Source organism: Vibrio sp. R10-SF1-ISO8 (genome assembly GCF_059833805.1).
Genome location: NZ_JCBDHL010000019.1, coordinates 160,177 through 180,951, shown reverse-complemented (window position 1 = coordinate 180,951; position 20,775 = coordinate 160,177). Strand labels below are relative to the sequence as shown.

At 42.6% G+C, this 20,775-nt stretch carries 24 protein-coding genes; 11 read left to right on the top strand and 13 right to left on the bottom strand.

What is annotated here, in order from left to right; genetic code table 11:
• The first annotated feature begins 15 nt into the window (after positions 1-15).
• The 4 genes from AC6R00_RS15565 to AC6R00_RS15550 all read left to right on the top strand — a co-directional run bounded on the left by AC6R00_RS15565 (position 16) and on the right by AC6R00_RS15550 (position 2,299).
• The gene (locus AC6R00_RS15565; RefSeq protein WP_500641047.1) at positions 16-411 is read left to right on the top strand and encodes an ACT domain-containing protein; all 396 of its coding nucleotides are present in this window, start codon (positions 16-18) and stop codon (positions 409-411) included.
• A gap of 129 nt (positions 412-540) precedes the next feature.
• Complete coding sequence (locus tag AC6R00_RS15560; protein ID WP_500641046.1) at positions 541-1,065, top strand: DinB family protein; 525 nt, start codon at positions 541-543, stop codon at positions 1,063-1,065.
• A gap of 147 nt (positions 1,066-1,212) precedes the next feature.
• Positions 1,213-1,596 carry a nuclear transport factor 2 family protein gene (locus tag AC6R00_RS15555; RefSeq protein ID WP_500641045.1) on the top strand — a complete coding sequence of 128 codons (384 nt, stop codon included), beginning with the start codon at positions 1,213-1,215 and terminating at the stop codon, positions 1,594-1,596.
• 139 nt (positions 1,597-1,735) lie between these two features.
• On the top strand, positions 1,736-2,299 hold the full coding sequence (locus tag AC6R00_RS15550; protein WP_500641044.1) for a VOC family protein: 564 nt from the start codon (positions 1,736-1,738) through the stop codon (positions 2,297-2,299).
• A gap of 118 nt (positions 2,300-2,417) precedes the next feature.
• On the opposite strand, the gene AC6R00_RS15545 is transcribed toward AC6R00_RS15550, so the two are convergent.
• Both AC6R00_RS15545 and AC6R00_RS15540 read right to left on the bottom strand, forming a co-directional pair.
• The gene (locus AC6R00_RS15545) at positions 2,418-2,777 is read right to left on the bottom strand and encodes a hypothetical protein (protein WP_500641043.1); all 360 of its coding nucleotides are present in this window, start codon (positions 2,775-2,777) and stop codon (positions 2,418-2,420) included.
• 4 nt (positions 2,778-2,781) lie between these two features.
• On the bottom strand, positions 2,782-3,075 hold the full coding sequence (locus AC6R00_RS15540; protein ID WP_500641042.1) for a hypothetical protein: 294 nt from the start codon (positions 3,073-3,075) through the stop codon (positions 2,782-2,784).
• Between the two features lie 212 nt (positions 3,076-3,287).
• Between AC6R00_RS15540 and AC6R00_RS15535 the strand changes: the two genes are divergently transcribed.
• A complete protein-coding gene (locus AC6R00_RS15535) occupies positions 3,288-3,866 on the top strand; it encodes a hypothetical protein (RefSeq protein WP_500641041.1) in 579 nt (192 codons plus the stop codon).
• A 202-nt stretch (positions 3,867-4,068) separates the two neighbouring features.
• Here the strand turns inward: AC6R00_RS15535 and AC6R00_RS15530 are convergent, their stop codons facing one another.
• The 3 genes from AC6R00_RS15530 to AC6R00_RS15520 form a co-directional block, all read right to left on the bottom strand.
• Entirely contained in the window at positions 4,069-4,491 is a 423-nt protein-coding gene (locus AC6R00_RS15530; protein WP_500641040.1) for a phage protein, read from the bottom strand.
• A gap of 441 nt (positions 4,492-4,932) precedes the next feature.
• Positions 4,933-5,244: a stress response translation initiation inhibitor YciH gene (yciH, locus tag AC6R00_RS15525; protein ID WP_054962890.1), complete on the bottom strand. Its 312-nt coding sequence runs from the start codon at positions 5,242-5,244 to the stop codon at positions 4,933-4,935.
• Between the two features lie 6 nt (positions 5,245-5,250).
• The gene (locus tag AC6R00_RS15520; RefSeq protein ID WP_500641039.1) at positions 5,251-5,628 is read right to left on the bottom strand and encodes a DUF3319 domain-containing protein; all 378 of its coding nucleotides are present in this window, start codon (positions 5,626-5,628) and stop codon (positions 5,251-5,253) included.
• A gap of 99 nt (positions 5,629-5,727) precedes the next feature.
• Here AC6R00_RS15520 and AC6R00_RS15515 point away from each other — a divergent pair, with 99 nt between their 5' ends.
• A complete protein-coding gene (locus tag AC6R00_RS15515) occupies positions 5,728-6,684 on the top strand; it encodes a tyrosine-type recombinase/integrase (RefSeq protein WP_500641038.1) in 957 nt (318 codons plus the stop codon).
• Here the strand turns inward: AC6R00_RS15515 and AC6R00_RS15510 are convergent.
• Positions 6,681-7,673, bottom strand: a complete 993-nt coding sequence (locus tag AC6R00_RS15510; RefSeq protein ID WP_500641037.1) for a D-alanine--D-alanine ligase — start codon at positions 7,671-7,673, stop codon at positions 6,681-6,683. The two genes, AC6R00_RS15515 and AC6R00_RS15510, sit on opposite strands and share 4 nt — an antisense overlap.
• Positions 7,674-7,828: 155 nt before the next feature.
• Positions 7,829-8,404 carry an SPOR domain-containing protein gene (locus AC6R00_RS15505; protein ID WP_500641036.1) on the bottom strand — a complete coding sequence of 192 codons (576 nt, stop codon included), beginning with the start codon at positions 8,402-8,404 and terminating at the stop codon, positions 7,829-7,831.
• A gap of 218 nt (positions 8,405-8,622) precedes the next feature.
• Between AC6R00_RS15505 and AC6R00_RS15500 the strand changes: the two genes are divergently transcribed.
• The 3 genes from AC6R00_RS15500 (at position 8,623) to arsB (ending at position 12,949) form a co-directional block, all read left to right on the top strand.
• A complete protein-coding gene (locus tag AC6R00_RS15500) occupies positions 8,623-11,304 on the top strand; it encodes a bifunctional acetate--CoA ligase family protein/GNAT family N-acetyltransferase (protein WP_500641035.1) in 2,682 nt (893 codons plus the stop codon).
• Positions 11,305-11,447: 143 nt separating this feature from the next.
• Positions 11,448-11,789: an ArsR/SmtB family transcription factor gene (locus AC6R00_RS15495; RefSeq protein ID WP_004742710.1), complete on the top strand. Its 342-nt coding sequence runs from the start codon at positions 11,448-11,450 to the stop codon at positions 11,787-11,789.
• Between the two features lie 89 nt (positions 11,790-11,878).
• On the top strand, positions 11,879-12,949 hold the full coding sequence (gene arsB / locus AC6R00_RS15490; RefSeq protein WP_500641034.1) for an ACR3 family arsenite efflux transporter: 1,071 nt from the start codon (positions 11,879-11,881) through the stop codon (positions 12,947-12,949).
• A gap of 52 nt (positions 12,950-13,001) precedes the next feature.
• Here the strand turns inward: arsB and AC6R00_RS15485 are convergent, their stop codons facing one another.
• The 6 genes from AC6R00_RS15485 to AC6R00_RS15460 all read right to left on the bottom strand — a co-directional run bounded on the left by AC6R00_RS15485 (position 13,002) and on the right by AC6R00_RS15460 (position 18,726).
• Positions 13,002-13,868, bottom strand: a complete 867-nt coding sequence (locus tag AC6R00_RS15485; RefSeq protein ID WP_500641033.1) for an EAL domain-containing protein — start codon at positions 13,866-13,868, stop codon at positions 13,002-13,004.
• A 261-nt stretch (positions 13,869-14,129) separates the two neighbouring features.
• Positions 14,130-14,525 carry a GFA family protein gene (locus AC6R00_RS15480; protein ID WP_004742707.1) on the bottom strand — a complete coding sequence of 132 codons (396 nt, stop codon included), beginning with the start codon at positions 14,523-14,525 and terminating at the stop codon, positions 14,130-14,132.
• Positions 14,526-14,544: 19 nt separating this feature from the next.
• On the bottom strand, positions 14,545-15,402 hold the full coding sequence (locus AC6R00_RS15475; RefSeq protein WP_500641032.1) for a mechanosensitive ion channel family protein: 858 nt from the start codon (positions 15,400-15,402) through the stop codon (positions 14,545-14,547).
• Positions 15,403-15,561: 159 nt separating this feature from the next.
• Complete coding sequence (locus tag AC6R00_RS15470; RefSeq protein ID WP_004742705.1) at positions 15,562-16,029, bottom strand: DM13 domain-containing protein; 468 nt, start codon at positions 16,027-16,029, stop codon at positions 15,562-15,564.
• A 76-nt stretch (positions 16,030-16,105) separates the two neighbouring features.
• Complete coding sequence (gene pepT / locus AC6R00_RS15465) at positions 16,106-17,335, bottom strand: peptidase T (protein ID WP_500641031.1); 1,230 nt, start codon at positions 17,333-17,335, stop codon at positions 16,106-16,108.
• Positions 17,336-17,517: 182 nt separating this feature from the next.
• Complete coding sequence (locus AC6R00_RS15460) at positions 17,518-18,726, bottom strand: NupC/NupG family nucleoside CNT transporter (protein WP_500641030.1); 1,209 nt, start codon at positions 18,724-18,726, stop codon at positions 17,518-17,520.
• Positions 18,727-19,263: 537 nt separating this feature from the next.
• On the opposite strand from AC6R00_RS15460, the gene AC6R00_RS15455 reads away from it, so the two are divergent.
• Positions 19,264-19,710, top strand: coding sequence for an exoribonuclease R (locus AC6R00_RS15455; RefSeq protein ID WP_500641029.1), 447 nt, complete (start codon positions 19,264-19,266; stop codon positions 19,708-19,710).
• A gap of 122 nt (positions 19,711-19,832) precedes the next feature.
• Positions 19,833-20,753 (top strand): hypothetical protein, encoded by a 921-nt coding sequence (locus AC6R00_RS15450; RefSeq protein WP_500641028.1) that lies wholly within the window; start codon positions 19,833-19,835, stop codon positions 20,751-20,753.
• Positions 20,754-20,775: the final 22 nt, after the last annotated feature.

Genomic DNA, 20,775 nt, shown 5'->3' with positions numbered 1-20,775 from the left:
TAAGAGGAAATCAATATGTCAGGGATTACAGATTTAGACGAACTGCTACGTTCGATGAGCCCCAAATTAGTAGAAACTGAGTTTGTATTTTGTACTGTTTCTGGTCAGCTCGTAGACTACGTTCAGTTAAATCCAGTCGCTACGTTTGTTGAATCTGAGGGCTTAACTTTGGTTCTTGAAAAGTCAGTCGCAGAGAAAGCTGCTTTGTCGTTTGATGGTACGTATAGCCAAATCACTTTGACGGTTCACTCTAGCTTGGAAGCTGTCGGTCTTACAGCAGCAGTAGCGAGTAAGCTAGCGTCAAAGGGCATTAGTGCTAATGTGATTGCAGCTTATTATCACGACCATATTTTCGTTCAAAGTAGCAAAGCTGAAGCGGCAGTTTCAGCATTAGAAGAATTCAGTGCTTAAGGTTGAGCCATATTGCTAACAAAGCATTTAAGAGTGATTCGCAACGCTTGGCAGTTTCGCTTCGCTCAAGTATAGCCAAGCGTCGCTCACACCTTAATGCGGCGTTATGTTTAATTAGGGACTACACAGATGAAACAGCAATTTATTCTAATGTCTGAGTACAATCAATGGATGAATGCGTCACTACTCTCGCATCTAAATGAAGCTATTGAACCTGATATTTACGAGGAAAAAGGCGCGTTTTGGGGCTCAGCTTTCAAAACCATAAGCCATGTCTTCACTTGTGACTTGATGTGGTTACACCGATTTATCAATGTCCAGAGTTCCTATGACTTGGCTGAAAGCCTGAGTGAATTTCCACACCCTACTTCTAATAATACGCATTGTTTCGATACTCTAGATGAACTGAGTGCAAGTCGTGTAAAATTAGATAGAGTAATAGCTGACTGGGTAAGCTCAATCAGCGATACTGAGTTTGATTCTAATGTGGTATATCAAAACTCTTCAGGTACGGAGTTTTCAGAGCCCTTCGCATCGGTATTACTGCACTTTTTTAATCACCAAACTAATCATCGAGGTCAAGTTACAACTCTACTTAGTCAAAGTGGTGATAATTCGTATTGTACTGACCTACTCGCTCTAATCCGAAAGTAAAAACATAACAAATTACTAAACAGGGACTCCTAACGCTTGGCGACCTCAGTCGCACTTTCAGCTCAGTGTTTATGGAACAATATTTAAGTTGGGTGGTATTGCGTTATCGCCCGTTAGTAAAGCGTTATGCAAATGAGGAGAATTAACATGTTAGATAGTGAAAAAGTCGAATTAGTTGAATCTTATGTCAGTCGCTACAATTCTTTTGATGTGTCTGGACTACTCGAGCTCCTTGACGATGATGTAGTGTTCGAGAATGAGTCAAATGGAGAAATTACTGCTCGTTCAGACGGCAAAGCTGAGTTTGAAAGTTTGGCTTCTGAGTCGGCAAAGATTTTTAGTGCTCGTCAGCAAGTTGTGACAGCTATAGAGATGTCGGAGCTGGCAGCGACGGTCAACATTGACTATACGGGGACTTTGGCAATAGACCTGCCTAACGGTCTCAAAGCGGGTCAGGTTTTGGAGTTGAAAGGTCAAACATACTTTGAGTTTCAAAATGGCAAAATCAGCCACATAAAAGATGTCAGCTAAATTTGCATAACAAAGCATTTAAGAGTGATTCGCAACGCTCGGCACTTTTGGCTTAAATCAGTTTTAGTGTTTACGGCACAATGGTTTAGGTGTGGTGGTCGCGTTGCTCACTACTTAATTGGGCGTTAGGATATTAAGGATGAAAATGGAAATTATGGATGAGATTATCTTTCCAAACATTCAGTTAAGTCATATTGAACTATACGTTCAAGACCTAGCTAAGATGGAAGACTTTTACAAAAGTAAATTAGGCTTTGTTGTCACTGATAGAGGTGAAGGGCAAAATGGTATGGTTTTTTTAAGTCGGAACCCAGAAGAGCATCATCAATTTGTTTTAAGTCCAGTGCAATCGCACAGGACTCTTGAAAGTCCAGTTGATCATATCTCTTTTAGAGTTAAAAATATTGATGAATTGAAAGCCTTCAATTCATCATTAAAGTCAGTTTCTGAAATAAGTTTGCAAACAGTATCTCATGGCACTACTTGGTCTATATATTTTCGTGATCCTGAAAACAATAGGCTTGAAATTTTCACAGATACTCCCTGGCATGTGAATCAACCCTGTAAGTTCGCTGTAAATTTAGATTTATCTCATGAAGAGTTAATCAAATTTACAGAGAATGAGATTAGAAATATGCCTGGATTTTCTCCAAATAGTGATTGGGAAATAATTCATAAGAATAGTTTAGGTGTACTTGGTTAGCCATATCCTAACAAACATTTAAGAGTGATTCTCCACGCTTGGCATTTTGGGTTTGGGTTTACTTTAGTGACTTTAATAAGAAATCATGCAACTAATAAGGCCGCGTTAGCGGCCTTTATTATTTTCTTAGGGAAATGGGGATAATAAGCAAGATGATGAAGAGGGCGTACAGAAGCGGCAACAGTGAGACTGCGACGCCTGCAAACGTCGCTTGACTGTCAAACACATTGGAAAAGGTGGCGATAGTGCCAGCGACAACGCCGAAGAACCCTGAAGCAAGCGCCGTAATCGATACGGCAGAAAACAGTTTGTCTTTAGAGTAAAGAAAACTTCCCACGCCAACCAGAAGTGACGGGATAAAGACGGTCACAAAGGAAGTGACGTCACCGTAGCTCTCGACGCCAGCGAGAGCCAATAACGTTGAGACCACATACAGAACTGCAAGAACATAGATACAATAGAAATACTGAAACTTCATGCCATTACCACCAATAACCATACATAATGCTATTCGGATCTTTGGGTAATCTCATCATAGAATCTTGGTCTTTTAAATACCTATTCTTGAAATTACGTGCTCTTGCTCCAGAAGGTGGCAAATCAGCGATCGCTTCAACCAGTAATGTCATTTGTGGACCCGATAAAGGCACGTTTGACTCTAACGCTTGGTGAAGCGCAGGGACCAGGACTTTATACAAACGATTCGCCTCCAGTTTACTGGACACTCGGCCATACACTTTATCTAATGCTTCCACGAGTAAGGATTGAGCTGACATAGGCACTCCAATTTCAGAAAAAGCCAACAAACACCAATGAAACAACGACTAAATAATCATATTGCTTGATTCAGTTTTTTATCGTGTTGTTATCGCATCATTTGAGTCTTGATGACGCATTATTTCGTGTAATTAATCCTTGTTTACGCTCGCGTTAGCCTCAAAAAAGCCTTTAACTTGTTCGTCACCATCCACAAAAAGGCGCAAGACCTATGAACCAAGCCGCACCATTAGAACATCAGTCGATTGATGTGCAGTTTCTCCAAGAACTCATCAATCTCACCCCCCTCGAGCTGAAAGTGTCTTCTTTGAACGAGGAAAGCTACCGAACTCTGGCTTATGACGAACGTCCCGTCCTAGATTGGCTCAATCACTACCAGTTAACCTGCTGTACAGAGCGCGCCTTTCATATAGGCGTGGAGTGCTTGCAACAACCCCGTTCGGGTTTTCTGATTGGCGTGTACGACAGCCGAATAAAGAGACTGCATACTTTGTTACTTGAGCCGTTAAGTGAGCAGGCGGGCAGGGTGACGAGCGAGCGTTTAATGTCATTGGTCACCTATGTCGCGCTGCATTTTCTCACGACGTACCCCAACAGTGTCGGGGCGTATATTGTCGATCCCCCCCAAGCATTTCTAACGCATTCGAGTTTGTTCGGTTACAAAGTCTTAGACAGCTGGCATGACTCGCCTGTGATGTTCGCCACCTTTGACACGCTGTTTGAATGTCAGCAAGACGTGTTTTACGCCATGTTTAATGAAGAGGTCCTCTCGGTTGAGGACGACCAGTGACAGGAACGCACATTATGTTAAAACGACGCGTCGCACAACGGCGACCGCCACAGCACCAGGTTAAAGATGTTTTGCTCATGACCGCCACGGTCTTTTTACAAGACGAGCGCTACAAAGTGCCTATTAATGGCGAGGTGTCACCTCATCCCAGTGACACCCAACCACCTCAACAACGCCGGACTTAACGTCCGGCTTTTTCGTGTCATTTGAGTTTACTCGGTACCCAGGGCTTGGGGTCGACACGACGACCACCACGAAAAGGCGGCAGGTTGGGCACCGGTGGCGTCGGACACGGATCGTGCAGTCGGCCATACAATTTGACCAACTGACGGTGTTCATCGCGCCAGTAGACGAAGTTTTCCAGCTCTTTGGGGTTAAACTCGCGCCGATCGGGCGTAATGAGCGTAGCGCGCTCTTCATGGACGCGAAAGCCGTCCCAGCGAATATCGAGCGGCAGATAACCGCGGGCTTTGATATTTAGCAGCTTTTCCGCCAGTGGATTGACTGGCGTAACACCTAAAACCCAGCGCTTAACGGTGACGGGTTGCACGTGAAAAAATGCGGCCGCTTGGTGCAGATCCATAAATTGTTGGTGAACCAGCTGACGGAAGTTGGGTGTGAGCATGTGATTTTCCTCCAGAAAATAATTTGCGCAACGATTGTTTATTCCTTTTTTTATTGCGAGATTGATAGGTGAGAGCAATCAAAAACGCCGAAAAACACAAAAATCGCATTTTGTATTTATAAACCCAATAGTTCAGCTTACAGACCAACGCGGTCATTAATGGTATAAATAATGGTAATTGTTGAAGCAAAACAGGATGTTAGTGAAACGCGTTTGACACGAACTTGGGTGTGAGCAAGGAGTTGATTTTCTGGGAGTTTCCGACACTTAAGTGCGCATTATGTACGTTATGTTAAATTAAATTCCATGTTAAGAAAGGACATCACCGTCCTTTCTTCTCTGGCTTGCAATGTTGCGTTATGAAATTCAACATAACTAGATTTACCATAAAATACCTAATAATCAGTTCGATAATCAGAGATTAACTCATTGGTTATTGGTTTAGCCACCTGCAAGCTTTACTGTGTGGCCTTTCTTTTCAAGGTGTGCTTTGATCTTGTCACGAGCATCGCCTTGAATTTCAATTGTGCCATCTTTTACTGAGCCACCGCAGCCACAAACTTTTTTAAGTTCTGCTGCTAATAGTTTTAGTGGCGCATCGTCTAAATCAAGACCGGTTACGATAGAAACGCCTTTACCTTTGCGTCCTTTCGTTTGGCGTTGGATACGAACGATACCGTCGCCTTTTTCACGTTGAGGTTTGTCTTCTTCAGGTTTGATGCGACCTACGTCAGTGCTATATACAAGAGTCATACAGTTCTACTTCTTTTGTTGCTGTTCAGCTTTTTGCTTAGCGACCAAGTATGCCTCTATGTGCTTCTGAATAGCAAGCTTTCCACCTTTGATTAGCCTACCGTTAAAGAAACAGTACCAACTGTTTACGTCACCTGTGTCATTTTTGATGGTGTAGCCGTGGAAATTCTCTTGGGCTGGTTGCCCATCAGCTTTCTTTGTATTCGCCAGAGAATTGAATTCTTTAGGATCGATAATTGTTGCGGTATCACAAAACCAATCAATGCTCTTCTTAACGGCTGCCATACTTCCTGACAACACGTGTTGCTTGATTTGTACTTGCCAAATTTCTGTTGAGTTTCCAGCAGATTTGAGGGTGAAACCTCGGTAAGTTGCAGCAGCCATAGTCATTATTATCTTTGTATTCAGATAGTTTAATAATAATTGTAAATCTCTCATTATCAAGTATATTTATCATACGTTTCGTGGTTATGGTGCGTTAAAATGCGGAAAAATGTTCGCGTCGTCACATGTGAAGATGAGAGAAAACAATTCGTTAATAAGTTATTAAACAATATAACTATCGAAGAGCTAAATGAATTAATGAATGGTGAATACGCCCGCAACTCTCTGTTAGCTATGCGCAAAGATTGGAATCTATTTAACGATTTTTGTGCAAATAAAGCTGTACATTCCCTGCCCGCCGCTTCTACTGCAGTACGTTTGTTCTTAGAAAAAGAGTCTAAGCAAAGGAAATATTCGACCATTAAACGTTACGGTGTGACTATTGGTTTGGTTCATAAGACTCTAGGAATGCCTGACCCTACTTCCAATGTTTCGGTTAGGAATTTACTTGCGGCTCTTCGAATCGATAAGAAGGCAGATGCGAAATCAACCACCCCTTTTAACAAACGACATCTTGACGAGTTAACAACCCTACTCGGTTCTTCAACACATCTTCGCGATATTAGAAACTTGGCAATATACCATCTGATGTTCGAGTGTATGCTTAAACGTTCAGAATTGAGAGATCTCAGTATTAGTCACGTTTATTCTGAGGACTCTACCTTTAGGATATGGATAGAGAATGAAGAGTATCAACTTTCATATGACGCCAGTGAGATTTTAACTCGCTGGATAAATGTACGTGGTAGCCTTAATGGCGCTCTTTTTAACTCTGTAGATAAGCATGGTAACTTAAGTAATGAAACGCTTAACGACTCTTCAATATATAGGATTTTGCGCTCGGCCAGTGACAAACTAAAACTCGATGTTCAGTTCTCTGGTCAGTCGCTACGAGTTGGAGCCGCAAATGAGCTTGCTTCGCAAGGTGTGAAAGTGAAGGACATTCAACGTTTTGGTCGCTGGAAAAGTGCTGCTATGCCTTATCAATACATTGGCAATCAATCGCAAGCAGCACTTGAGCGTATGGTTTACAAAAGCTTTAAACCTTGGGACTAGAGAGAACTCTTCACACAATCTGCCAAGAAACCCGCAAATGAATGTCCGTTATGCTCTAGCATTTTCGGGAACATTGAAATCGGGGTCATTCCTGGGAACGTATTGACTTCGTTAAGGTAAATCTTTCCATCAGGAGTTAAGAAGAAGTCAATTCGAGACAGGTGACGTAAACGCATTTGAGTGAATACTTTTTCTGAGCTCTGACGAATCAATTCAAGTTGCTCTTGGTTAAGGTTTGACGCCTCTACCTTAGTGACCGAATGGCTTGAAGCACTGTACTTTTCTTCGTAGCTATAGAAAGCATCTTCCGGTGCGATGATTTCACCTGGCTTTGATATATGAAGTTTACCTTCGTACTCATACGCTGCAACTTCAAGCTCTCTCGGTTTCACTGCTTGCTCGACTAATACTTGATCTGAGTAGCCGAAAGCATCATCTAGCGCTTTTTGAAGTTGAGAAACATCCGTTACCTTGTAACATCCTACAGATGAACCCTGTCTAGCGGCTTTAACAAATACAGAGCCCCACTCTTTAAACGCGGCTTTGCTACGTACGTATGCGTCTTGATTGTTTTCAGATAAGAAAATATAAGGCGTGTTAGGGATACCTAATGCGTCATACCAAAGCTTGGAAGTTATCTTGTTGAAACTATTAGTGCTTGCTTCTGGGCCACAACCTAGATAAGGAATACCGGATAGCTCTAGCATCGATTGAATATCACCGGTTTCACCTGGGAATCCGTGAATACAGGGAACAACAAAGTCCAACTTGGTTGAACTAGTATCTGTGTTTATTGTGCCGACATTGGTATCTAGATAGGCCAGTTCACCATCTTTCGTAAACCAACCATCGGTTTTCATTTCGATACGAACAACATTAAAGCCTTGCGTTGATTCTAATTGGGACTGTAAGAAATCGGCGGAGACGAGTGAGACTTCATGTTCTGAAGAACCACCACCGCAAAGGAGAAGAATAGTCGTATTTGTCATTAAAAATCTTTCCGTGAGACAACAGGGAGAATCTCAGACCATGATAATAAAAACCGCTATGAGTTACACGGTTTTACCAGACAAAAATCCTTATTGTCGGTTAAATGAAGAAAATATAGGCGATAAAAAAGGGGCTAACGCCCCTTCTGTCTAAATCAATTTAACTTGTTAAGCGTTGGGTACTGTGAGTTTTTTATGTCATCAATACTTTTAACGAATGGCTTAAGTGTGCGGAATTCTGTAGGAAGATCAGAAATCGCTGCTTTTGCTTCTGTACGTGTCGCATAGTCACCGTAAAGAACAGTATACCATTTGGTGCCATTTACAACTTTATAGTTTTCCCAAACTGGCTGGTTGTCTTCACGTGGTAATTTACGCGCAAAGTGATCCACTTTAGTTTGCGAACCCACAGCAACTACCTGAATTGTGAAGCCATAGCGTGGATTCATTGCCTGTTGCTTGGCTGTTGGTGGGATAATAGCAACAGCCGGTTTAGGCTTAGCTTGCATCTTCACTGTTTGATTCTGTTGAGCAGGCGCTGTATTCACGACTTTAGCAACGTTATCTTCAGAGATGCCGTTTGTCATTCCTTGCTGAGTTACGACCGGTTGCTCAACCTTTGCCGTTTTGTAATCCTCACGATAGCTTTCTGAGCTCACGTCTGTCACATAATCGCTCGAAACACATGCCGAAAGCACCACTGATAAGCCAACTATTGCTATTTTTTTCATGAATTATTCAAATGCCTTAACTAGAAATTACTGTAAATCATGCCGTTAGATAGACTTAGAATCAACCCAACATTTTAATTATATATCAATACTCTGTGACACATGGCACAAACTTCACTTGTACCTAAGTGATCTGATTAAAACAACATCAAAAATGGCAAGTATTGGTACTCGTTGTTAGATACGATTAAACGTATCGCCCCTTTAGGAGCCTTGCAATGAGCCATCTTACCCATCTATTGAGGCCACAATCCGTCGCAGTTATCGGCGCTTCAACTAAGCCAATGCGTGCTGGCAATATCGTAATGAAAAACTTACTGCATGGTGGGTTTGAAGGTGCGATTATGCCAGTGACCCCGAGATACTCCTCTGTCTGTGGTGTTCTCGCCTACCCTTCAATTGAGCAACTACCGATTGTGCCCGATGTTGCGATCTTATGTACCCACGCCAAATACAATGAGAAGATATTTGAGCAGTTGGCGGAAAAGAAAGTAAAAGCGGTGATCGTGCTTTCAGCAGACATGCACTTCGCTAACGATAAAGGCGAAAGCATTCAAGACGCTTGTTTAACTGTTGCCAGAGCCAACGGTATGCGCGTTCTGGGGCCAAATAGTTTAGGTATAATTTTACCCTGGGTTAACTTTAATGCGTCTTTCTCTCCTGTCACCGCCATAAAAGGAAAAATAGCCTTTATTTCACAATCAGCTGCAATGTGTACCACTATTCTGGATTGGGCGAACGATAAAAACATTGGCTTTTCTGCTTTTGTTTCGCTAGGAAATGCGCTTGATATCGATTTCGCGGATCTACTTGATCATCTCTGTACCGACTCCCATACTGAGGCGATCCTCCTTTATGTCGACACGATCAAAGATGCGCGCCGCTTTATGTCAGCGGCTCGTGCGGCGTCTCGTAACCGTCGCATACTGGTTTTAAAAGGTGGTAAAACGTCTGCTGGCCGAATTGCCGCAAGAGCGCATACGGGTGGCGACGATACGTTAGATATTATCTATGACTCTGCTATTCGCCGTACCGGTATGCTAAGGGTAAACAACTCACATGAGCTGTTCGCAGCAGTAGAAACATTGACCCATTCTGTCCCTCTTCGCGGTGAAAGACTGGCGATTATTACTAATGGTGGCGGCCCTGCGATTATGGCCGTCGACACGCTATTGCAGCGTGGCGGGAAACTTGCGGATCTATCCGAAGAGTCAATTGAGAAACTGAGTGAGATTCTACCCGCCAGTTGGAGTCACAATAACCCCATCGATATGGTCGGTGATGCGGATGAAAAACGCTACGTTAACACGCTGAATACAGTGATGGATGCCGACTGTGCTGATGCGATTCTTATTATGCACAGCCCATCTGCTGTCGCCCACTCTGAACAAACAGCTCGTGCCATCGTTGATGCGATTAAATCGCACCCTAGGCATAGACGTTTTAACTTTTTAACTAACTGGTCTGGAGAATTAACCGCCAAACCCGCTCGCGATATTTTTACTCAAGCCGGCATACCAACCTATAGAACCCCTGAGAGCGCGGTAGTTGCCTTTATGCACTTGGTGGAGTACCGACGTAACCAAAAACAATTGATGGAGACACCAACGACTGCAGAACCAGTACATATTGCAGAGCTCAATGAAGCCAAAAAATGGATCGAAAACAAACTACTGGATGTAAATACAGTATCCTTAGATACACACCAAATTGGCACCTTTTTACGCCACTTCAACTTTAAAGTGTTGCCAACTTGGATTGCATCAGACTCAAGTGAAGCCGTCCATGTCGCTGAGCAAATTGGTTATCCAGTAGCCGTCAAACTTCGTTCGCCAGATATCGCGCATAAATCCGATGTCCAAGGCGTGATGCTTAACTTACGTAATAGCAATGAAGTTGCCAGTGCTTCTGAAGCAATACTGGATCGCACTAAACTCTCCTACCCGTCGGCTAATATTCATGGGCTGTTAGTACAAGGAATGGCAAAGTTAGCAGGTGGAGAAGAGATTCGTATCAAAGTCAAAACAGATGAAACCTTCGGCCCTGTTATTCTTATTGGTCAAGGCGGTTCTGAGTGGGATGAATCAATAGATGCCGCTTCAGCGTTGCCTCCATTAAATATGGCGCTAGCTCGCTATTTGATTGTACGAGCGATTAAGAGCGGAAAGATACGTCCGCAAAAATTGCCAGAGCCTATGGACATTCATGGCTTGTCTGAGCTGCTTGTTCGGGTGTCTCAAATGGTGGTTGATTGCCCTCAAGTTTATGAGCTGGATATACATCCAGTACTTGCTAATGGTTCTGACTTTACGATACTCGATGCAGACTTAATCCTTAAGAAATATGAAGGAGATGCTCAGCAGCGTCTCGCTATACGCCCTTACCCGGTTGAATACGAACAGATCATCACGCTTAAAGATGGAGAAGAGGTATTGTTAAGGCCGATTCTTCCAGAAGATGAGCCGCACCATGCTGATTTTATCCATAACGTATCCAAAGAAGACCTCTATAAACGATTCTTTACTGATGTTGGTGAGTTTAATCATGAAGCGTTAGCCAACCTGACTCAAATCGATTATGACCGCGAAATGGCCTTTGTTGCGGTTAGCCAAAGTCGTGTAGGAAGCCCGATCATTGGTGTTTCTCGGGCTCTAATTAATCCAGACAATACTGATGCTGAATTTGCGATTCTTATCAGGTCTGATCTTAAAGGTAACGGTTTAGGTAAGGTTTTGATGAAGAAGATTATCGAGTACTGTCAACACAAAGGAACTAAGCAGATGTCGGGCATGACCATGCCAACCAACCGCGGTATGCTCATGCTAGCTCAAGGGCTAGGATTTAAGTTAGATGTGCAGTTTGAAGATGGAACTGCAGATATGGTACTCCCCCTCAATTAGCCTCGGCTGTTTATAGTTAAGTCGCTCGTCTCGGGCGACTTGACCTTTTCGTTCAGAAACTCTTTGGTATTTATCTTGCGCGATGAAACTTGTCGGAGTATGATTAATCGTAATTCGACGATAGACTATAGAGTGAGTAGAAAATGTCTAATCCGTGCAGTAGCGCTAATACAAAAGCTTTCGAATCTTCAGAGCAAGATCTGGCGCTAGAACAGAAGTTCGCGACACAAGCGAAAGCCTTGTCTCACCCTGCTCGCGTCCGTATCGTGAAGATTCTTTTAAACTTAGAAAAGCTGGGTGGTTGTTTAAATAGCGATCTAGTCTCAGAGCTCGGTTTAGCGCAATCTACCGTATCTGAACATCTGCGAATCCTCAAACAGGCAGGATTTATTAGCGCGGAATCAATACCACCTAAAGTCTGCTATCGTGTTGATAAAGCAGAAATTGAACAGTTTTCGAATCGTTACGCGTCGATATTTAGTTAATAGTTAACTTACATGGGGGAAGATATTATCTTCCCATTTTTCAACTCCTCAAAATCGTCATTCGACGATAAACGAATAAGAGTGTTGCAATGAATCAACAAGTCGCTACAAACCGCACGGCGCAATCGGCGGCATCCAATATGAGCTTTTTAGATCGTTACCTAACGGTATGGATTTTTGTTGCTATGGCTATTGGTATTGGTGTGGGTGTTGCTTTTCCTGAAGTCGCACAGTGGAATGAATCTATGTCCGTCGGAAGCACTAATATCCCACTTGCCATTGGCTTAATCTTAATGATGTATCCTCCGTTGGCGAAGGTTAACTATGGTTTGTTAGGTAAGGTTCGAAAGGACAAAAAAGCAATCAAGTTGTCTTTGTTTATGAACTGGATTGTCGGTCCTATCTTAATGTTCGTACTTGCTCTGGTATTCTTAGGCGATAAACCTGGGTACATGGTTGGTATCATTCTTATAGGATTAGCCAGGTGCATTGCAATGGTATTAGTTTGGAATGACATTGGCGGCGGCAACAAAGAGTACGGTGCTGCTCTGGTTGCATTGAACAGTGCATTCCAAATTGTAACATACAGCTTTATGGCATGGCTTTTCATCACTGTTCTTCCCCCTTTACTGGGATACCAAGGATTTGACGTCGATATCTCGATGATCGACATTGCAGAAAGCGTTTTGATTTATCTTGGTATTCCCTTCTTAGCAGGTTTTGTAAGCCGCAAATGGTTGACTAAGTTAAAGGGAGAGCAATGGTATAATGATGTGTTTCTGCCACGTATCTCACCGATAACCTTGATCGCTTTGCTAGCTACTATCGTTCTGATGTTTAGCTTAAAAGGTGAAATGATTTTCGAGTTACCTATGGATGTGGTTCGAGTAGCGATTCCATTAGCGATTTACTTTGTCGTCATGTTCTTTGTTAGCTTCTTTGTCGGTAAGAAAATGGGGATCGATTATGATAAGAATGCCTCTATTGCATTTACAGCAACTGGTAACAACTTTGAATTAGCGATTGCGGTGAGTATTGCGGTGTTTGGTCTTAACTCTGAACAAGCATTTGCGGGTGTGATTGGCCCACTGATTGAGGTGCCGGTTCTTATTGCACTTGTTAATGTAGCGCTGAGAATGAAAAATAAGTACTACGCTTAGTTTATAGCTAGCCAAGACTAGGTGTTTATTCTCTAGTCTTGGCTTTGCAGCTTCAGCAGAATAGTAGCTGCGAACGCACTTGTTCAAATGGCATCGGTTTGTAAAAGTAATACCCTTGTATCGACTCAATGCCCAAGCTTGAAATGAACTCAAGTTCTTCTTTTGTCTCTACCCCTTCTACGGTAATTTCCGCACCATAGAGCCTGACTAAGTCGGTTGTAAGACGGAACATTTCTCGACCATTTTTATTGCCAATGTTAGTCACTAACGAGCGGTCGATTTTAACTTTGTCGTATTCATAATTGATTAGGTTACCAATAGAGGAATACCCCGCGCCAAAATCATCTAGTGCAATGCTTACACCTGCACGTTTTAGCTTGGTGAACACTTTACGCATCAGGTTTTCGTCTTGAACCAGCACATCTTCAGTGATCTCTAATTCAACTTGATGATACTGGAGGTCACTTTGGTCAATCATCGAAAGTACGGAGTCAGCAAACCCTTTTATAAGAAAGGTTTGCGGCGAGACATTGAGCGAAACTTTAAAGTCGGGAACGACCGCTAACGGTGACACTTCCTGCAACGCTCTTTTGATGACCCAGGTATCGACTTCCGGTATTAGCCCCAACTTAGCAAAGCTTTGCAAAAATGTCGGAGGCGTAATGAGCCCTGTCGATGATCTGTGCCTAATTAAAACTTCGAGAGTCGTTATGCATTGTCTCTCTATATTCATTTGAGGTTGATAGTAGAGAATGAATTCACCGGATTGTTGAAGCTCTTTGATATGCAAATAGGCTCTTTTCTCTTCACCCTGACAGAGGAGAGCTCTACGCGCATTAAGTGATACGTGTAATTTATCGTGAAATAGCTTGTTAGTTTCTTCTGAGCTTACAAAAGGACAGATGAGATTTTCGTTCATTAAGGAATCAAACCAAATTTTATGAAATTGCAGTAGCGCTTGTGATAAGCGATGTGTTGCCAAAGACACAGAAATTCCTTAATGAAGTGGTCTATCCGTTTGCTGTGTTCAAACTGTGAGTAATAGACCACTAAGTTCATATTGGCAATTGAACGCACCATACTTGAAGTTTTTGGTTTGTTCTAATTAAACATTTGAATGTGACGATAACAAATGCTTATCAACACGATTGCTGCTGAAATTCTAGGGTGATTCAATTCATTAACGATCTGCAGGATGATTTACGCCATCATGCGTGACAATGTCACCTAAATCAAAAGGATTGACTCCTTCTAAACAGCCGACATTAAAGCCATATTCGTCAGGGAATGAGCGCCTTTGATGGTGGGTGTAAATTCCACAGTTAGAACAAAAGTAATGTTTAGCTGTGTTGGTATTAAACTGATACAGCTTAAGCTTGTCTTCACCTTTGAGAATGCGAATACCATCTAACTTAACCGACGCGACAATAGCGCCCTTTCTACGGCATATAGAGCAATCACAGCGGCGAGGCTTCTCAATTCCATTTGGCAGGCTAAGTTCCAATTCAACCGCACCACAGTGGCAACTCGCCTTATGTTTGGATTGTATTGGTGTGTTCCCTACTTGCTTAATCATTTATCCTCCTGACATTGTCTTATACTTTTTCTACTTCTTTTTCGTTTGAAAATCGCTCCTCATAGATTTGCATAAAGTCGGCACGAATTTCTTGTTCTAGATGTGTTGCCTTATCCGTTGGGCAGAACAGCATGAAGTGAACAATCTGCTCGCCTGTGCTGCCACTAGTTATATGAATGTGAGGTTCTGCTCCTGGCAAATCGACACCTGCGTGCTTTTCAATCACCGTGTTGTAGCGCGTCGCCACCTCATAAAAGTAACTTGTGTGTCCATCGATCTTTTCTAGCATCGTCGGGATCAATGGATAAAGATTAACAAATTCGGGTACAACGATAGAAAAATCGTGGTACACATAGCGCTTCATAAAGTTGAGGTTTTTTACTGGATAGGTAAAAAACATGCTGTTTGGTAACGTCGCGGTTTTACCTGTGTAATGATACTGGCCGTGATGCAAATCAATTTCCTGGATGACCGTTGCCATCATATTGTGCTCGATGACTTCACCACAGATTTTTCCGACTTCAATCCAATCGCCAATACGGAATGAACGCGAGCTCGCGCGTTGAATCGATCCTGTGAAACAAAGAATGATCTCCTTTGAAGCGACGACGATTGCAACAGCGATAGCAGTTACTGAAAGTGCAAATTCATTGATCTCTGATTGCCAAAGAATGAACAGTAGAAGCACGGTAGTGATAAAGGTGCCATTCTTTGTTCGTGACATCCAACTGCGTTGTTCTTCTGACACAAATGCCACATCTCCACGAATCATGGAAAGAACCATTCGGCGAACAATTGAGATCAGAATAATGATTAACGCGGTGAAAACGAGTTTGTGAGTTAGAAGAAAATCGATTACGGCTTGTACTTTCTCCACGCTCTGCTCCTATTATTGAAAAGGGGCAAAAGCCCCTTTGTTTAGTTTGTATTTTTGTAGTTTTACATGCGTAAGAACTAACTTCCCACACATCTCATGAGAGATCTAGTATCGCGATGCAATATTGCAATAGATGTTCTGAACCTAGACAAATTTGAGTTATTTATAACGCGCTGAGGTAATGAACTCGCCAAAAGTCTCGCACCAGACAATAACCGTGTTGTAGTCCTGAATAGCAAAATCTTGAGGGAGATTTACGGTAAATCGATCGAAGCTCTTTACTTCCCCAACCTGCACCATCGTCTGCTTTTGAGCATTAAAATCTGCCTCTGTTTCAACAAATGTTGGTGAAAAGTACAGTTTATAATCAGGCCCAGGAGCTAACTCACCGACAAAGGCCACTTTATCTGCACTGATCGAGACGGAACCCTCACCCCAGTGGAGAAAATCACTGTCTTTGCGGTCTTTCTGAAATGAGGCGTTATAAATTGCGTTGTTAGTAACGGTTTGAACGTCGCTCATGCTTGGAGATGTTGGTTGGATAAGGATGGGCAACGCATAAATTCCGAGAGCGAAGCCCAATCCAATACACGCACAATGCGTAATGATCAAAAGGAGTTTTTTCATCCTGATATCCATTGAAGTAATCTATATTTATAAATGTATATGATTTTCAATGAAATATCAGGTTTACGTTAGGTGTTTATTGGTATTTAAGTGCTGTTTTCTCTGCAATAGTCACAATTACTTTGACGGCTTGCTCCATACCTTCGATAGAAATGAACTCATGAATACCATGGAAGTTGTAGCCACCTGTAAAGATGTTCGGGCAAGGTAGTCCCATAAATGACAGTCTTGCTCCGTCTGTTCCGCCACGAATCGGTTTAATTTGTGGTTCAACGTCGCAAGCAATCATGGCTTCTTTCGCTAATTCAATGACATGAGGGAATGGCTCTACTTGTTCTCTCATATTGAAATAGCTGTCAGTCAGTTTTAGTTCTACACGTCCATGTTCAAGCTTTTCATTGAGCTCTGCCACTTTATCAACCATGAATTGCTTACGCTGCTCTTGCGCATCACGATCGAAATCTCGAATGATATAACCTAGTTCGCTTCTCGCGACTGACATCTCGGCTGATTTAAGGTGATAGAAACCTTCATAGCCTTCTGTACATTCTGGCGTTTCCGTAGCAGGCATCATCAGTTGAAATTGTGCGGCAATGTTCATGGAATTAATCATTTTGTTTTTGGCCGTACCCGGGTGAACATTCACACCATAACAAATTACATCGGCGCTGGTGGCATTAAAGTTCTCGTACTCAAGTTCACCAACGGGGCCACCATCAATGGTATACGCCCATTTTGCGCCAAATTTTTCAACATTAAATAGGTCCGCACCGCGACCAATTTCTTCATCTGGGGTGAAACCAACACAAATATCACCGTGTGGTATCTCCGGATTTTTAATTAACTCTGAGATCGCAGACAGGATCTCGGCGATCCCTGCTTTGTTATCTGCGCCTAGAAGTGTTGTTCCATCGGTTGTAATCAAATTATGACCATGTAATTTATGAAGTTCAGGATACTGTATTGGTGAAAGTACCTCATCTCCTTTACCAAGTGCGATATCACCACCTTGGTAATCATCAATTATCTGCGGTTTTACATTTTCACCAGACGCGTCAGGCGCTGTATCCATATGGGCGATAAATCCGATTGCAGGTACCTCGTAATCGACGTTACTTGGAAGTTTCGCCATCAAGTAACCGTTGTGGTCCAAAGATACATTGGATAAACCGAGTTCTTGCAGTTCTGTCTTCAAAAATTGGGCAAACGTAAGCTGGCCTTCACTACTCGGGCAAACAGAATTTGCTGGGTCTGATTGAGTATTAAAAGCCACATAGCGCAAAAAGCGTTGAACTAATTCATTCATAGTAATATCTCTTATAATTCTGATTGAACTTAGAACATCCTACGCCTTCTGATTAGCGAATTTTTGCTATAAATCAGGTTTTAAGCAATCAGTGCCATACATGATGTAATTTTAGGTTTCAGTATTTTGGTATAAAAAAACCGAACAGTTCCCTGTTCGGTTTATAAACGTTCTTATAAAGCTTATAGCAAGATAAAGATTCCAGCTAAACACGCGCTCATTAGGTTAGCTAACGTGCCAGCTAGCACCGCTTTAATACCCAGGTTAGCGACCTCAGAACGGCGCTCTGGCGCTATTACACCAATTGAACCAAGCTGGATGGCGATTGAGCCTATATTAGCGAAGCCACATAAGGCGAAGGTGACAATGACCTGAGTATGTTCAGATAACATTGCTTTGTGCTCAACGAAGTCAATAAATGCAACAAACTCATTCATTACAATCTTTTGACCAATGTATGAGCCCGCCATTAGTACTTCATTTGACGGTACGCCAATTAACCATGCAAGCGGTGAAAACAAGTAGCCAAATAGCGCTTGAAGAGTCACTCCGGTAAAACCGGCAACTTCGCCTAAACTTTCAAGGCCAGTGTTTACCATAGCGATCACACTAACAAACGCGATTAGCATAGTACCCACTGCAACAGCGACCTTCATGCCGTTCATCGCGCCACTTGCAAGCGCATCGATAACATTGCTCTCTTGAGCTTTGTCCATCTCGATATCGGATTGATCGATTGGCGTTTCACGCTCAGGAACAATGATCTTAGCCATCATCAAGCTACCCGGAGCCGCCATGAAGCTTGCGGCAATCAGGTATTTCAGTTCTACACCTAAACCTGCGTATCCGCCAAGTACGCTACCTGCTACGGAAGCCATACCACCGGCCATTACAGCAAAGAGTTCAGAACGAGTCATACGAGAAAGGAATGGACGAACAAGAAGTGGAGACTCGCCTTGAGAAAGAAATATGTTGCCAGTCGCAACAAGAGACTCAGCTTTACTCGTACCTAGAAACTTCTGAATACCACCACCGATAAACTCGATGACTTTCTGCATGATACCAAGGTAATAGAGTGCTGAGATAAGGGCACTAAAGAAGATAATGATAGGAAGAACGCGAACCGCGAAAATAAAGCCTGTATTAGCAAGGTCACCGAACAGGAATCCAATCCCTTCATCGGCAAAACCAAGCAAGCTAGAAACACCGCTACTTAGACTTGTTAGGGCCGCTTGACCCCACGGGAAATAAAGCACCAGGGCGGCAAAACCGACTTGAAGTAACAGCGCACGAGACACTGTTTTCCAGTTAATTGATTTACGACTTTCAGATAGTAAAACCGCACACAATAACAATGCGATTACACCGATTAAGCCAAACAAAACATTCATTAAAGATTACCTCTACAAGCATTGAATAGGCAGCTGGTCCGGTCCATGGGGTCATTCACCATTCCCTGTGACGGCTTGTATTGGTAGAGCTGTTACTCTCAACCGGGCGGAAATTATAGCGCCAGATATGAGATATTCATCACATATTTTCACGCAAACGTTCAACCGTTCACTCAGTAACCAAACTTATGCATGAATAGCTATTGAATCTTTTCAAACTCCCATTTGTACTGTTTGGGCAATATGAACTCTATTGCTATAAAACATTGAACTAAGATCACAGTATTGAGCAATATACATTACAAAACTCATCATAAAGTTTGCGGTTCTAGGGAAAGCATCTAATTTTAAGTAAGAATTCTTAACGTACTTTTTGGTAACAAAAATAGATTCTCTAACAACGTCAATGGCTACTAGCAAACACAACGAATATTGCCCCGCAGATTTTGCGGGGCTTTTTTATGTTGGGCTTTCAAGTAGTAATTATTGTTAAAATCGTTAGAATACCTACCCATTTAATTTTGCCAAAAGACCAGCATGCAACGTGATTACACTTATCATTGCTTAACTCAGATGCCACGAGAAGAGCTAGAAGAACTCAGCCTAAGAATGGTTCACCGTTTGGTGCCAGAGGAATCTATGACTGAGCTTTTTACTTTTGATTTAGATGAAGCTGAAAACGATGATAAGCTTCAAGAAGCGCAATTCGACGCGATGTTGCGCATGAGTGCTATCGCGCTTAGCGAGCTCCCTGCTCTGTTTGAAGAATCAGAAAGCAAGAAACAAAATATTGAGCGTATGCAGCGCTTGTTATTGTGGCATTTCTACTCGGTTTCTTTTCATCTTGAACGAGCGATCCCTCTCGAGACTCATTGCAATCACGTTGAAATCATTGTCAAACAGTCACCACAAAATGCTCTTGAATGGGTAACGACGCTGACCGATCTGCTACGCCAGTACGCACAGATAGCTCAAGGTAAATAAAGAATTCGCCAACCGTTATTAGGTTGGCTCTATGAATTTATTGCCGTGACTCGATAAAGTATTGACCTTCTGAATATGTTTTCGACATACTCTATCTCTAAGCCCCAGAATGTATTAGTCAATTGCGCTACCTAGTTCTCATCTCTACCTTTTTATCTGCAGCAACGTACGCCGATGGTGAAATCGATTACTCCGATTGCCATAGCCAGCCTGATAGCGCTCAAATCCTTGATTCAGCTTTTAACTATGTGAATACCAAGCTTTGCGAGCCTGCGATCTGGTTCGACAGTTTTTTCGTTGATGAGCGTTCCGATCAAGACGCGCGAGCTGGTAGCACCGTCCGTTGGAGAAATGACTTCTCGTATGTCGAGGGGGAAGGATACAAGTTTAAGACTCGATTCAAAGCACGGTTTCATTTGCCGAAAGTGACCAAGCGTTTAAAAGTGGTCTTCGAATCAGACGAAGAAGACGGCCTATTCGACCTGTTTCCTCAAACTGGCGAAGATGCAGAGAATACGCTTGGTCTTAGGTACGATTGGCTGAGTAAAGAACGCTATAGTTTTAACCTTAAGGTCAATGCGAAACCAGGTATCGAAGGACGTTTTCGATATACCTACCCCATTAGTGACGATTGGTTACTGCGCGTTACTCAAAAGTTATATCAGAAGAAAAGCGTTACGGGTGAATCTACCGATATTGACTTAGATTATTCGATAAATCGTGAGTTTTTGCTTCGCTGGAGCAACTACGCCCTGTATGAAAGTGATATTAAAGGTTGGGAAGTGGGTACAGGTTTAACGCTCTATCAGCATATATCTGACCAACAGGCACTTAGCTATCAAGTAAGCACCTCAGGAACCAATCGACCTTTTCATTACATTAAGAACACACATGTATCAGTCACATACAGGCAAAACTTTTGGCGCTCCTGGTTGTTTTACGAGTTAATACCTGAATACAACTGGAATCGTGAACAAGACACGCAAAGAGCAGGTGAAGCAAAAGCAACGTTTCGATTAGAAGTCCTGTTTAACAATATATAAAAAGCGCCAGATCAAACTGGCG